The organism is Ferrimonas sp. SCSIO 43195 (assembly GCF_023716685.1).
Lineage (GTDB): Bacteria > Pseudomonadota > Gammaproteobacteria > Enterobacterales > Shewanellaceae > Ferrimonas > Ferrimonas kyonanensis.
Genome location: NZ_CP072679.1, coordinates 4059270 through 4072132, shown reverse-complemented (window position 1 = coordinate 4072132; position 12863 = coordinate 4059270). Strand labels below are relative to the sequence as shown.

Genomic DNA, 12863 nt, shown 5'->3' with positions numbered 1-12863 from the left:
TAGAGCCAATGCCGCCTTGCCAAGCAGGGCGGCATTTTTTTGCTTGAATGAGCGACTGGGATTGATCTTTGTGAGTGGAATTGTGCTAGGGTTCGCTGGAAAATGAGGCACTTAGCAGGATGCTTAAGCGGTTAGACCGATTCAATGGACAGAGACGGGCCTCCGGATTCTCTCTCTTTCAGGCAGCATTGATGACCTTTAATCGTAAACTTCAACTTCTTATCGCCCTGGCGGTGTTTACCATGGCCATGGTGGGCTCCTTCCTGGGGCTGTCCCAATACCGTCAGGCCCAGGCCGATGCCGTCGATCAGACGCGTACCTTGTCACAGCGCAGTGCCACCGATCTGTTGTCCACCTGGATTGAGGATCACAGCGTCCTGCTGGAGGAGCTGGCTCGTCAGTCGGCGCAGGTCGTGCCCATCGAGGAACAGTTGCAGTTGATTAAGGCGTTTGGCTTCGATCTGGTTTACCTGGGTTACGCCGATAACGACCGCATTGTGTGGAGTGCCGACGGCCAGCCGCCGGCGATGCGGGTGAAGGAGCAGGTGTGGTTTCAGACCGCTCAGCGTGCCGGTGCCACGGTATTAACGGCGCCCTACCAGGATGCCGTTACCGGCAAGATGGTGGTTACCCTGACTACGCCGCTGCCGGGCAGCCGGGCCGGGGTGGTCAGTGGTGATCTGAGCCTGGCCACATTGAGCCAGGAGATTTTGCAATTGCTCCCCAAAGAGCAGGGGGAACTGTTGCTGGTGGATGGGCAACAGCGGGTGATTGCCGCCAATGACCGCAATGAGCTGATGCAGCCCCTTAACAGCGTGTTGCAGCAGCCTGGTGCCTTTTCCAGGCTGGCCTCCGGCGAGGTGATGACCATCGAACGTCACAGTAAGGCCACTCAAGTGTCGATGGTACCGATTGCCGGTATGGACTGGCAGGTGCTGGTGGCGCTGGATCTGAGCAAACAGCAGGCGCAGATGAGCTCGGCATTGATGCGGCTTGGGGCCATTACCCTGGTCGGTCTGTTGCTGGCGGTGATGCTGGCGTCGTTCATGCTGAAGCGATTGTTGAAGCCGCTGCAGGATCTGGAGCTGGCCATGGACGATCTGACTCACGGGGATGGGGACCTGACCCGTCGTCTCGAGGTGGTTCGCCGGGACGAGTTTGGCCGGGTATCGGAAAAGCTCAATGCCTTTATGGCGCAACTGGCACAGATGATCGTTCAGGTTCGCGGCGTGGCTCAATCCATGGATGCTCAGTCACAGAGTAACCGTAACGTGGTGGTGCAACAGAGCGAGGCGATTGATCGCCAGCAGGGGAAAGTGGATCAGGTGGCCACCGCCGTCGAAGAGATGGCCATGACCGCCCATGAGGTCGCGAATCACGCCGCCAGTACTGCCGAGGCGGCTCAGCATGCCAGTCAGTCCTGCGATGGCGGGCAGGTGGTGCTGAGTGAGTCCAACGACACCATTCGCAGCTTGGCGGGGCAGGTGGAAGAGGCGGCGGTGATCATCACTCAGCTCGATGGCAATGCTCAGGAGATCAACAAGATTCTGGCAACCATCCAGACCATTGCCGAGCAGACTAACTTGCTGGCATTGAATGCCGCCATTGAAGCGGCCCGTGCCGGTGACCAGGGCCGGGGCTTTGCGGTGGTGGCCGATGAGGTTCGGGTGTTGTCACAAAAGACCCAGGGCTCGGCCGAGGAGATACAACAGATGATCGAAACTCTGCAGGCCAATACTCACAGAGCGGTGAGCGCCATGAATCAGGGGCAGCAGATGGCCGAGATGAGTGTGGAAAAGACCACCGCGGTGACCGACAGTCTCTCCAGCATCACCTCAGCCATCGAGCAGATTTTGTCGATGTCTGAGCAGATTGCCGCTGCCGCCGAAGAGCAGCGGGCGGCCACCGCCGAAGTGAGTCAGAGTACCGCCGGCATTCGCGAAGACGCGCTGCTGCTGTCCGGCCAGTCGGAATCGGTGGCAACCACCGCCGCCAGCTTAAACGGTACGGCGGCCGAGCTAGGGGCGTTACTGGCGAAGTTCAAAGCCTGACGCCAGCCTGTTACTCCATCCGGCTTGCCTGGAGTTTTATGAGGATTCCGTGATTAGGTAGGTGACGCCCAGAACCTTTAAGGCGATGGGCAGCCCTACCAAGAACATCACCACATACCAGAGGGCTCGAATCATCTCCAGCACGGCTTTGGGGTCGACAATGTAGGTGCTGGCCAAAGCAAACACCGCCAGTGCTACCCAGCCGTAGATCAGGGTGATAATCACCAGTCGCAGCAGGGATTGCCACCACTGAGGGATGGCACTGATGACAAAGGACAACACCACCGCCAGAACTACGCCAGCGGCGATCATCCAGCCATTAGGAGTGTCAATTATCCACTCCAGCAGCACCAGTGGCAGCATCAAGATTTGAGTCAATAGCTCCGACTGTCCCAATTGACCAAAGGCCTGGGTGGTCTTGATGATCGCCCCCTCGATGCCATCCAGGTGGCGAAAACGCGTGTGGACAAACAGCGTGGCTAAAATGGCGAAGATCAGGCTCAGGCTGCCCAGCAGCCAGGCCAGTTGGGTCACCAGCTTGGTTAAGGGGTCAAACAGGTCACGGTTGTTTGGGTTAGTCGGCATCGTCGGTAGGCTTCTAAGGGCAAGTTAGCCCATATTCTATAAAAAATGAGACAGTTAAACAGTGGGTTATGCACTGTTTCTTTGCTGAGCTCACTTAGTAAAGCTGCGCAAGTCGGGGAAGGATGTGCTGCCCTCCCCGATCAGAGGTTGAGTTCAAATCGCAGCAGGGTAAAGCCTTGATCTTCGAACTGATCAATCTGCTTAAAGCCCGCGCGTTGCAGCAGCCGCGCCGAGGCCAGATTGACATCGACCACGTCGCCAACGATGCGCTTCAGTCCCAGCACGTCTCGGGCGTAAGGCAGTAAGGCAGCAACCGCTTCTTTGGCCAGGCCCTGTCCCCAGTATTGAGGCAGCATTCGATAGCCGATGTCGGTGGCCCCGATGTGAGTTTCATACTTCATGCCACAAAAGCCAATGACCCGGTTGTCGCCTTTGTGCACCAGAGCGTAGCGGGCATAGCCATAACGTTGGTATTCCGCTAACCAGACCTCTTCAATGATTCTTCGAGCGTCGTCGCGACTGCGGACCATGCCGGCATCGCCAGTATAGCGAGTCACCTCTTCATGGCTGGAAAAGGCGTATACGGCTTCCAGATCCGCCAGGGTAAAGTGGCGCATCTGCAGTCGCTCGGTGTCGATCAATACGGTCATGCCGATGTCCTGGAGAAGTTGCAGGCAGACATCATCGGATATTGGTGTTAGGTGCGCAAGCGCTGAGCGGCGAGGGCAATGGGATCTCCCGCCCAGGCCTCTGACCCGCACAACAGCGTTGTGCTGTAGAAACGAACCAGCCCCGGTCATGCGACCAGGCTTGTTCTGAAAGTGGTCGGTGATAGAGGATTCAACGGGGCCGCCCAGGCCTCTGACCCGCACAACACCGTTGTGCTGTAGAAACGAACAAGCCCCGGTCATGCGACCAGGGCTTGTTCTGAATGTGGTCGGTGATAGAGGATTCGAACCTCTGACCCTCTGGTCCCAAACCAGATGCGCTACCAGGCTGCGCTAATCACCGATGTCTTTGTCTTCCGTAGAAGGAATTTGGTCGGTGATAGAGGATTCGAACCTCTGACCCTCTGGTCCCAAACCAGATGCGCTACCAGGCTGCGCTAATCACCGACAGTATTTTACTTGGGTCAGGCTGTGTTCCAGAGGGGCTCTCTGGTCCGCTGATTCCAAGACCGGGATGCGCCACCAAGGCTGCGCTAATCACCGACAAAATTGAAAGTGGTCGGTGATAGAGGATTCGAACCTCTGACCCTCTGGTCCCAAACCAGATGCGCTACCAGGCTGCGCTAATCACCGACAATATTTCAATTCGTTGACCTTAACCAAATTGGCTACCGAACTCAACGGCGGCCTATGATAGCGATTTTCCCCGGCGGTGCAAGTGATGTTTACTGAAATCGTGCTAAGTGGCGATTTTACAGACCGTTGTGCTGGCCTTTGTGTCCTGATATGCAATAAGGTTATTAAAAGTTCCAATTTGATTCTTGTTGGTTATTAGTGGCTCCCCTAAGCTGGTGCGAAACGGATCAGGGAGTCTATGGTGAGCTTAGTAACTTTGCCCGGTGGCAGTGGCCCGGTTGCCATTGTCGGAGCCGGTCCCGGGGATCCCGGGTTATTGACGGTTAAGGCGTTGCAGGCACTGCAGCAGGCGGACGTGGTGCTGTTCGATGCTCTGGTGAGTCAACCGATTCTGGATCTGATCAATCCTCAGGCCGAGTGCATTGCGGTGGGGAAGCGCTGTGGTCGACACAGCATGACCCAGGACGAGATCAACCGCTTGTTGGTGGCCAAGGCCCGTGGAGATCGGGCTGTGGTCAGGCTGAAGGGAGGCGATCCGCTGATGTTTGGCCGTGGGGGTGAAGAGATGCAGGCGCTGAAACAGGCGGGCATCGATTACTACGTGGTGCCCGGAGTGACGGCGGCGTCCGCCTGTTCGGCCTATGCGGCCATGCCACTGACCCATCGCACTCTGTCCCGAGGGGTGACCTTCGTTACCGGTCATGGTAAGGGCGGTGAAGAGATCAATAACTGGCCCGAACTGGCCATGGAGAACCACACTCTGGTGGTGTACATGGGCATTAAGCGGGCCGAGGCCATTGCCGAAGGCCTGATGCGCGGAGGTCGCAGTCCGACGACCCCGGTGGCCATTGTCAGTCGGGCCAGCCAGCCGCAACAACAGGTGCTTACCGGCACCCTGGCACAATTGGCGCAGATGGTAACGCAGCCAGAGGTGCAGACACCGGCGGCACTGGTGATTGGCGAGGTGGTGGCTCTGTCAGACGACTTGCATTGGTTTGTGCCGCCGTCAGGCAGTGACGAAGTCGTCGAGCAGCAGTTTGGTTAGCGCCTGGCAATACTCTTCGTTGGCGGCATCGGTGATCAACTGGCCCAGTTCATCGCCCACCTGAGTGAAGCGGTAATACCGCAGGCGCAGGCGCCCACTTTTGGGGGTAAAGCGCATGTTGTGCCCCTGGCATCGCAGCAGCAGCGTTTGCTTGGCGGCCAGGGGGCCGGTTTCCAGTTCGGTGGCAAACAGCAGCCCCAAGTCCCTGAGGGTCAAAATGGCACTGTAAGGCAACCCTTGCCCGGACAGGTTCAGGCCTTCCTGCTTGGCGGAGCTGAAACCACCAAACCCGGCCTCGCGGCGGTAGCCGGTGATCACCTTGCGGCTGGGATCCTGGCCGATCTGCGTCGATAGGCTGACGGTACGGGCAAACTGCATCGCTTCCCGCTGAGTCATGCTTTTGAGGGTATCCAGGGTTCGCAAGCTGAAACTGCCGGGCAGACTCAGTTCGGTGGCCAGGATCTGGGCCCACAACTTCTGCATCTTGTCGTTGTGAATCTGCTCCGCCATTTGGCAAAACTGGAACTGCCAGTCCGGATCCAACTCCTTGTTGCTGACGGTACTTCCCGCCAGCGGAATCGCTTGCCGCAGCACATTTTCCAAGTTCGCCTGTCGTTGTTCGTGCCAATCTTGCAGCCGTTTTTCGGTTCGCAGGGCCAGACTTTTGGCGGTGTCGCTGTCGCCATTGAGGCCGATGCGACGGGCCAGAGACACCACTTGCTGACGGGCCGTACGGCTGCTGTCGGTGCGCCCGGAGGGCATGCTCATAAGCTTGTCAGTCATAATCCTTCACACTGTTGATGGGGCATCCCGTTACCGCGATGGAAACAGGGCACCCCAGCGGGTTTCGTTGCCCGGTGCCGGGAGCGCCGGCAGACTCATCGCCGCCAGCAATGAGCACAGCGCGATGCCTGCCCCAATATAAAACACCAGAGCCGGGGAGTGTAGCCACACCAGTCCCAAAACTGCCGGAATGACCACTGCGGCGATGTGATTGATGGTAAAGCTGATTCCTGCGGTGGCGGCGATTTCGTCCGGGTCGGCAATCTTTTGAAAATAGGTTTTTACGGCGATGGCCAGGGCGAAAAACAGGTGGTCAATGACGTACAGGCCGGCGGCCAACGTCGGATGCTCTACCGCCGCGTAGCTGACAAACACCGCAATCAACCCCAGGTACTCGATGATCAGGGTGCGCCGCTCGCCAATTTGGCCAATCCAGCTGCCGATTTTCTTGGCAAACATTAGATTGAACAAGTAGTTAATCAGAAATAGCGCGGTGATTTCGCTGACGCTGTAGCCAAATTTCTCCACCATCATAAAGGCGGCGAACACCATGAAGATCTGCCGCCGGGCGCCGGAGAGGAACGTCAGCAGGTAATAGAGACTGTAGCGGCGTCGCAGAATCAGTTTGCGCTGCTGCTGGTGGTGCTGTTGAAACTGGGGAAAGGCCCACCAAGCGCCGAGCACCATCACCGCACCAAGACCGCCGACGGCGCTGTAGACCCAGGCGTAGGGCCAGTTCAGGGCCGTCATCAGCAGCCAGATGCTGCCGTAACCCAGCAGGGCGCCGGCGGCTTTCACCGACAGGGCTTGCCCCAGGAACTGGGCGGTCTGGTGCTTAGGCAGCCACTGCAGCGTCAGTGATTGATTGCAGGTCTCGTAGTAATGAAAGCCGATGGACATCAACACCGTGGTGCAGTACAGCCCCAGCACCGATGGGAACCAGCCGGTGGCGGCGACGCCGACGCACATCAGCAGCAGCGCCACCAGGGCAAAGCGTTGCTCTTTGATCACCAGCAGTACCAGGATGGAGGTAAAGGCCAGAAATCCGGGAACCTCCCGCAGGGATTGCAGCATGCCAATCTCTTTGCCGGTGAACGCGGCCGCTTCCACCACAAAATTATTCAGCAGTACCTGCCAGACGGCAAACACCAGCGACATGACAAAGGTCATTACCAGCAACAGCTGAGGGCGGGACAGATTCAAGGGGGATCCTGATGGGGTTAGTGGGCAGAGGCACCATCCTAGGGACTTGATGGCCATTGAACAAATAAAACCAGCCTGTCGCGGTCATTAAAGTGTCATCTTCGCGTCATTGATATGACACAAGCTGGCCGCAATCCGGGCTGGACACTTTTCGCTCAGCGGCTAGGCTTGGAGTATGCGCTGTTTAAAACACGTTGTTCCCACCCTGTTATTACTGTTGACGGCCTGTGCTCATTCACCGTCGCAGACCGTGCCTGTGCCAGCGTTCGCCAATGAGCATTTTGCTCCGGTAGCCGAGGCGGTCAGGCCTGAACAGCTGTTTCAATTAGATTCTGAGATGAAGGCCTTCGTTAGCCGAGCCTCCCGCCATGGCAACAGTGCCTCGGTGCGAATTCGAATGCTGGCGGATCTGGTAAGCCTGAAGCACGGCTTCGAGTACGACAACAGTGCCACCCTGGTGGCCAGAGAGACCTACGCCCGTCGGGCCGGCAACTGCATGTCTCTGGTGGTGATGACCGCGGCCCTGGCCAGGGAGTTGGGGCTGGGGGTGGAGTACCAGATGGTGAAATCGCCACCGGTGTGGGACCGACAGGGCGGAGTGGTGCTGCTCAATGACCATATCAACATTCGGCTGACCCCGAAGATTGGCACCAGTGCCTGGGACATCAGCGGCTCGATATCGACCACCATCGATTTTTTGCCCACCTATCAGATTCGCGGCTATCACACCGAACGCATCAGCGAATCGGAGATGATCGCCCGCTTTTACAATAACCTGGCTGCCGAGGCGATGATCGACGGAACGCCGGATCTGGCCCACCATTATCTGAAGCGGGCGCTGCAGCAGGACCCGGATCTGAGTGCCGGCTGGAATGCCCTCGGAGTGCTTTATCGTCGTCAGGGATTGGAGTCCCAGGCCGAGCAGGTGTACCAGTACGCCGCCACCCTGGCCGGTGACGACAGCCATGCCTTGCACAATCTGGCGCTGTTGCTGGCCAGTCAGGGGCGTCTTACCGAATGGGCCCAGGTGCATAAAAAGATTGAGCTGGCACGACTGAATAACCCATTTTACTACTACGACATGGCCGAGCTGGCGTATCAGCGCGGCGACTTTTCCAAGGCCCTGAGCCAATACCGCAAAGCGGTGAAACTCGCGGATTATCATCACGAGTTCCATTTCGGGCTTTCCAGGGCCTATTTCCAACTGGGGCAGCTGAACCACAGTGAGGATGCACTGCAGGCGGCTGTCCGTCTTGCCCCTGTGGATGAAAGGCAGCGTTACCAATTGAAACTGCGGGCGCTGCGGCACTATTAGGGCAAGCCGATAAAAAAGGGGGGCCGTTGGCCCCCCTTGTTGTTGATGCTGGGTATTACTGGTCCTGATAGCGCTTGGCGGAGGAGAGAATCTCCTCACGGGCCGCAGCCGCATCGGCCCAGCCTTCTACCTTGACCCATTTGTTGGGTTCCAGCTCTTTGTAACGTTCAAAGAACTGGGTGATCTGGGCTTTCAGCAGGGCAGGCACATCATCGATGTCCTGAATGTGGTCGTATTCCTGAGTCAGCTTGCTGTGGGGCACGGCGATGATCTTGGCATCTTCGCCCGACTCATCGGTCATGTTCAGTACCCCGACCGGACGGCAGCGGATCACCGAGCCCGGTGCCAGCGGGTAAGGGGTCGGAACCAGCACGTCAACCGGGTCACCGTCGAGGCTGAGGGTATGATTAACGTAGCCGTAGTTGGCCGGGTAGAACATCGGTGATTTCATAAAACGGTCAACAAACAGCGCACCGCTGTCCTTGTCGACCTCGTACTTGATGGGGTCATGATTTGCCGGAATCTCGATGATTACGTAGATGTCATCCGGAAGAGAGTTACCCGCAGGTACGTTATTCAGGCTCATAATTTTTCCTTAAACAGCCGTTTTACTAAAAATCAGCCTTTGCTGTGGTAGCCAAGGCAGGTGTCCACTTCGTCGGCGGAGCCGAGAATCACCGCGACCCGCTGGTGAATCTGTTCTGGCTCGATGGCCATGATGCGCTCGTAACCGGTGGACGCTTTGCCGCCGGCCTGCTCCACCAGGAAGCTCATTGGGTTGGCTTCATACATCAGACGAAGTTTGAAAGGTTTGTCCGGGTTCTTGGTGTCCTGTGGGTAGGTAAACAGGCCGCCCCGGCTCAGCACTCGGTGCACGTCGCCCACCATGGCGGCGATCCAGCGCATGTTGAAGTTGCGACCCCGAGGGCCCTCTTTGCCGCTGATCAGGTCGGCGATGTAGTCCTGCATCGGTGCCTGCCAGAAACGTTGATTGGACATGTTGATGGCAAATTCGCCGGTCTGGGCCGGTACGGTGACCTGTTCGTCCACCAGGACGAACTCATTGCTGGCGGGATCCAGGCTGTACATCTGGGTGCCCTTGCCGGTGGTCAGTGCCATCACCGTGGCCGGGCCATAGAGGATGTAGCAGGCGCACGGCTGGTTGGTACCCGGCTGCATGAAGGCCGCTTCATTGACTTCGCCCTGAGGGGCAGGCAGCACCGAAAAGATGGTGCCGACCAGGGAGTTGATGTCGATGTTGGAGGAGCCGTCCAGTGGATCGAAGCACACCAGGTATTGACCATCGGCGTTGGCGGCAACCACGTCGGTTTCCTCTTCGGAGGCAATGCCCTTCACCAGCGGGTTGGCACCGAGTTTGTCCTTGATCAGATCGTTGGCAATGATGTCCAGTTTCTTCTGAGTCTCACCCTGAACGTTCTCGCTGTCGGCTACCCCCAGCACGCCCGCCAGGGCGCCGCCTCGAACCAGTTGGCTGATCTCCACGCCACAGTCGGCCAGGGTCAGGATCAATTGTTGTAACTCTGAGGGTAAGCCTTGTAGGCTAAGCGTTTCGCGAAGGCGCTGCATGCAGGGGTCCTATCTGAATGATTGGCAGGGTAAATTATCCGCCAATGATAGCGAAAAATCCGCTCTTTTGCAGTGCTACGAAGGGATAATGGCAAAACCGGCCCCGGGGTGGCGTCGGGGGATACCACCGAGTGAATTTTATTCGCTTGTGATGGGCAACAGTTTTGATTATAACGAGTCGCCTATGGGAAGAGATCTCACTGGCTGAGGATCTCGTTTGTGAGTTAATGCTAGCGCCGCGAACGTTGGTATTCGCATAGATATTGAGGGTGATTAACCGTGTTTGGTAAAACGAAAAAGAGTCGCGCAGGTTTAACCTATTTTGCGCAATCAACGCGTCTGGAAGGCAGTCTTCATGTTGAAGGCGATTGTGTGGTGGATGGCCATATTATCGGCGAATTGACCGCCACCGGCCTGATCGTGGTCGAAAGTGCCGGCATCATCGAGGGCCAGGTTACCGCCGAACAGGTTCAGGTTGAAGGCAAGATTACCGGTAACCTGGAGTGTCAGCGCCTGACCATTGCCGCCAGCGGTACCGTCGAGGGTGAAATTGTCACCGATAAGATCGAGATCTTTAATGGCGGTCAGTTCATCGGTTCCCGAGTGAAAGACAAGCCAAAGCTGCTGGAGAACAAGCAGCCAGAGCTGGAGATTGCCTGCTCCAAAGCCAGTTAAGGCTTGAGTCCCGGCCCGCTCCTCTGAGGGCGGGTTTGTGATTTTGTTCCGCTTTAGCGACAATCCCTCTCATTGTCATATCAGGAATAATAACAATGAGACGGATTCTGTTCACCGGGCTACTGTGTTGCTCGGCGTGGCTCAGCGCCGAGCCGCTGACCCTGTCCCGTATTGTCAGTGAACCCTCACTGGCGGGCTCTCAACCTTCTAAACCCGCACTGTCTCCGGATGGCCAGCGAGTCACCTGGCTGGCGCCTCGTGAAGACGACCTGGAGCGCTACGATCTTTGGCAGTACCAGTTGAGCAGTGGCCAACGCACTCGGCTGGTGGATTCGACCCTGTTTGAAGAGGGTGAGCTGTCGGAAGAGGAAAAGGCCCGACGCGAGCGTCAGCGTATCTATGGCAAAGGACTATTGGAATATCAGTGGGATACCCAGGGCAAGGCGCTGCTGTTTCCCATTGGCGGCGACATCTGGTTGTATCGACTGGCGAGCGGTAAGCCACAACAACTGACCCGGACCGAGGCGTTTGAAACCGACGCCCGTTTTTCCCCCAAGGGCAACTACGTGTCGTTCATTCGCCAGCAGAACCTGGTGGTGATCGATCTGCGCACCGGCCAGGAGCAGTTGCTGACACTGGACGGCAAAGGGGCGCTGAAAAACGGCATGTCCGAGTTTGTGGCCCAGGAAGAGATGGACCGCATGAGCGGTTATTGGTGGTCGCCGGACGAAACCGCCATCGCCTTCCTGCAGGTGGATGAGTCTCCGGTGGAGCAGGTGATTCGCAACGAGATTTTTGCCGATGGCATCAAGCTGACGGAGCAGCGATACCCCTATGCCGGTAAGGACAATGCCAGTGTTCGGATTGGGGTAGTCAGCCTGGATGGTGGCGCCATTCAGTGGTTGCCAGGGGCCAGAGACAACGGCGGCTACCTGCCCCGGGTGAATTGGAATGCCGACGGCAGTGCGGTCACCTGGCAATGGCAAAGCCGCGATCAGCAGACCCTGCAGCTGTGGCAGTGGCGTAAGGCCGACCAGCGCCGTTCGTTGTTGCTGACCGAGACCAGCCGCAGCTGGATTAACCTCAGTGATGATCTGCATTTCCTGCACTCCCAGCCCGGGTTTATCTGGAGTTCGGAGCGCAGCGGTTTCCGTCACCTGTACCTGATGGACGATCAGGGCAACCTGGTGCGGCAACTGACCGAGGGTGACTGGGCGGTGGATGCGGTGGAAGCCATCGACGAAGCCGGTGGCTGGGTCTATTTCAGTGGCCGTCGTGATACGCCGCTGCAGCGGCACCTGTATCGCGTCCCTCTGAAAGGCGGTGAGGTGCAGCGTCTAAGCCAGAGGGCTGGATTCCACCAGCCGGTATTCAGCGACGACGGCTCGGTGTACCTGGATCATTTCTCCTCCACCCGGCAACCGCCGCAGCTGAGCTTGCATCAGGCCGATGGCAAAACCATCAGTTGGATTGCCGAAAATGCCATTGAAGGCGATCACCCTCTGGTGCGCTACTGGAGCGATTGGACCCAACCCGAGTACGGCACCCTCAAGGCCGACAACGGCATGACGCTGTACTACCGGCTGTTCAAGCCGAAGACTCGCCCAGATCAACGCTACCCGGTGGTGGTGCGAGTCTATGGCGGCCCTCATGCCCAGACGGTTCGGGACAGCTGGAGTCGTCACGATTACTTTACTCAGTACCTGGTGCAGCAGGGATTTGCCGTCTTTCAATTGGACAACCGGGGTTCGGCCGCTCGCGGATTGGCGTTTGAGAGCGAGATCTACCGGCGTCTGGGTCAGGTCGAGGTGGCCGATCAGGTGGTGGGGGCACAGTACCTCAAGAGCCTGTCGTGGGTCGATCCTGACCGCATTGGCATCTATGGCCACAGTTACGGCGGCTACATGACCCTGATGAGCCTGTTTACCGCGCCGGACTCGTTTGCCGCCGGAGTTTCCGGCGCGCCGGTGACCGATTGGAGCCTGTATGACACCCACTACACCGAGCGTTACCTGGCCCATCCGGCCAGCAACGCCGAGGGCTATCGTCTGTCGTCGGTCTTTCCCTATGTGGACCAGTTGAAAGGGCAACTGTTTGTGTATCACGGCATGGCCGATGACAACGTGTTGTACCAGAACAGCACCAAACTGTATAAGAGCCTGCAGGATGCGGGCAAACTGTATGAGTCCAAAGATTACCCCGGCTCCAAGCACTCCATGCGCGGCAAGTCGGTGCAACTGCACCTGATGGCCACCATCGAGGACTTCTTGAAACGGCGGCTGTAATCCCAGGCACAATAAAAAACCCACCTGATT

The 12863-nt window shown here is 57.7% G+C and carries 11 protein-coding genes and 3 tRNA genes; 5 read left to right on the top strand and 9 right to left on the bottom strand.

All coding sequences use genetic code 11. From position 1 onward, the window contains the following. The first annotated feature begins 191 nt into the window (after positions 1 to 191). Positions 192 to 2051 (top strand): methyl-accepting chemotaxis protein, encoded by a 1860-nt coding sequence (locus J8Z22_RS18750; RefSeq protein ID WP_252007537.1) that lies wholly within the window; start codon positions 192 to 194, stop codon positions 2049 to 2051. A 36-nt stretch (positions 2052 to 2087) separates the two neighbouring features. Here the strand turns inward: J8Z22_RS18750 and J8Z22_RS18745 are convergent, their stop codons facing one another. The 5 genes from J8Z22_RS18745 to J8Z22_RS18725 form a co-directional block, all read right to left on the bottom strand. Continuing rightward, positions 2088 to 2636: a hypothetical protein gene (locus tag J8Z22_RS18745; protein WP_252007520.1), complete on the bottom strand. Its 549-nt coding sequence runs from the start codon at positions 2634 to 2636 to the stop codon at positions 2088 to 2090. A 140-nt stretch (positions 2637 to 2776) separates the two neighbouring features. After that, a complete protein-coding gene (locus J8Z22_RS18740; protein WP_252007517.1) occupies positions 2777 to 3286 on the bottom strand; it encodes a GNAT family N-acetyltransferase in 510 nt (169 codons plus the stop codon). Between the two features lie 284 nt (positions 3287 to 3570). Further along, positions 3571 to 3647 (bottom strand) — tRNA-Pro (locus tag J8Z22_RS18735). 27 nt (positions 3648 to 3674) lie between these two features. Continuing rightward, positions 3675 to 3751 (bottom strand) — tRNA-Pro (locus J8Z22_RS18730). Between the two features lie 109 nt (positions 3752 to 3860). Next, positions 3861 to 3937: transfer RNA gene (locus J8Z22_RS18725), tRNA-Pro, on the bottom strand. 244 nt (positions 3938 to 4181) lie between these two features. Between J8Z22_RS18725 and cobA the strand changes: the two genes are divergently transcribed. Next, a complete protein-coding gene (gene cobA, locus J8Z22_RS18720) occupies positions 4182 to 4985 on the top strand; it encodes a uroporphyrinogen-III C-methyltransferase (protein ID WP_252007514.1) in 804 nt (267 codons plus the stop codon). Here cobA and J8Z22_RS18715 read toward each other — a convergent pair. Beyond that, complete coding sequence (locus J8Z22_RS18715) at positions 4947 to 5768, bottom strand: TIGR03899 family protein (RefSeq protein WP_028114460.1); 822 nt, start codon at positions 5766 to 5768, stop codon at positions 4947 to 4949. The genes cobA and J8Z22_RS18715 overlap by 39 nt on opposite strands. A gap of 30 nt (positions 5769 to 5798) precedes the next feature. Then, a complete protein-coding gene (locus J8Z22_RS18710) occupies positions 5799 to 6938 on the bottom strand; it encodes an MFS transporter (RefSeq protein ID WP_252010496.1) in 1140 nt (379 codons plus the stop codon). Between the two features lie 208 nt (positions 6939 to 7146). On the opposite strand from J8Z22_RS18710, the gene J8Z22_RS18705 reads away from it, so the two are divergent. Next, positions 7147 to 8286, top strand: a complete 1140-nt coding sequence (locus J8Z22_RS18705) for a lipopolysaccharide assembly protein LapB (RefSeq protein ID WP_252007501.1) — start codon at positions 7147 to 7149, stop codon at positions 8284 to 8286. Positions 8287 to 8341: 55 nt separating this feature from the next. On the opposite strand, the gene ppa is transcribed toward J8Z22_RS18705, so the two are convergent. Both ppa and J8Z22_RS18695 read right to left on the bottom strand, forming a co-directional pair. Then, positions 8342 to 8872, bottom strand: a complete 531-nt coding sequence (gene ppa, locus J8Z22_RS18700; RefSeq protein WP_028114463.1) for an inorganic diphosphatase — start codon at positions 8870 to 8872, stop codon at positions 8342 to 8344. Between the two features lie 32 nt (positions 8873 to 8904). Then, a complete protein-coding gene (locus J8Z22_RS18695; RefSeq protein ID WP_252007498.1) occupies positions 8905 to 9873 on the bottom strand; it encodes a class 1 fructose-bisphosphatase in 969 nt (322 codons plus the stop codon). Positions 9874 to 10248: 375 nt separating this feature from the next. On the opposite strand from J8Z22_RS18695, the gene J8Z22_RS18690 reads away from it, so the two are divergent. Both J8Z22_RS18690 and J8Z22_RS18685 read left to right on the top strand, forming a co-directional pair. Then, positions 10249 to 10548: a polymer-forming cytoskeletal protein gene (locus J8Z22_RS18690; RefSeq protein WP_245595625.1), complete on the top strand. Its 300-nt coding sequence runs from the start codon at positions 10249 to 10251 to the stop codon at positions 10546 to 10548. Between the two features lie 95 nt (positions 10549 to 10643). Continuing rightward, positions 10644 to 12833 carry a S9 family peptidase gene (locus tag J8Z22_RS18685; protein ID WP_252007494.1) on the top strand — a complete coding sequence of 730 codons (2190 nt, stop codon included), beginning with the start codon at positions 10644 to 10646 and terminating at the stop codon, positions 12831 to 12833. Positions 12834 to 12863 lie beyond the last annotated feature (30 nt).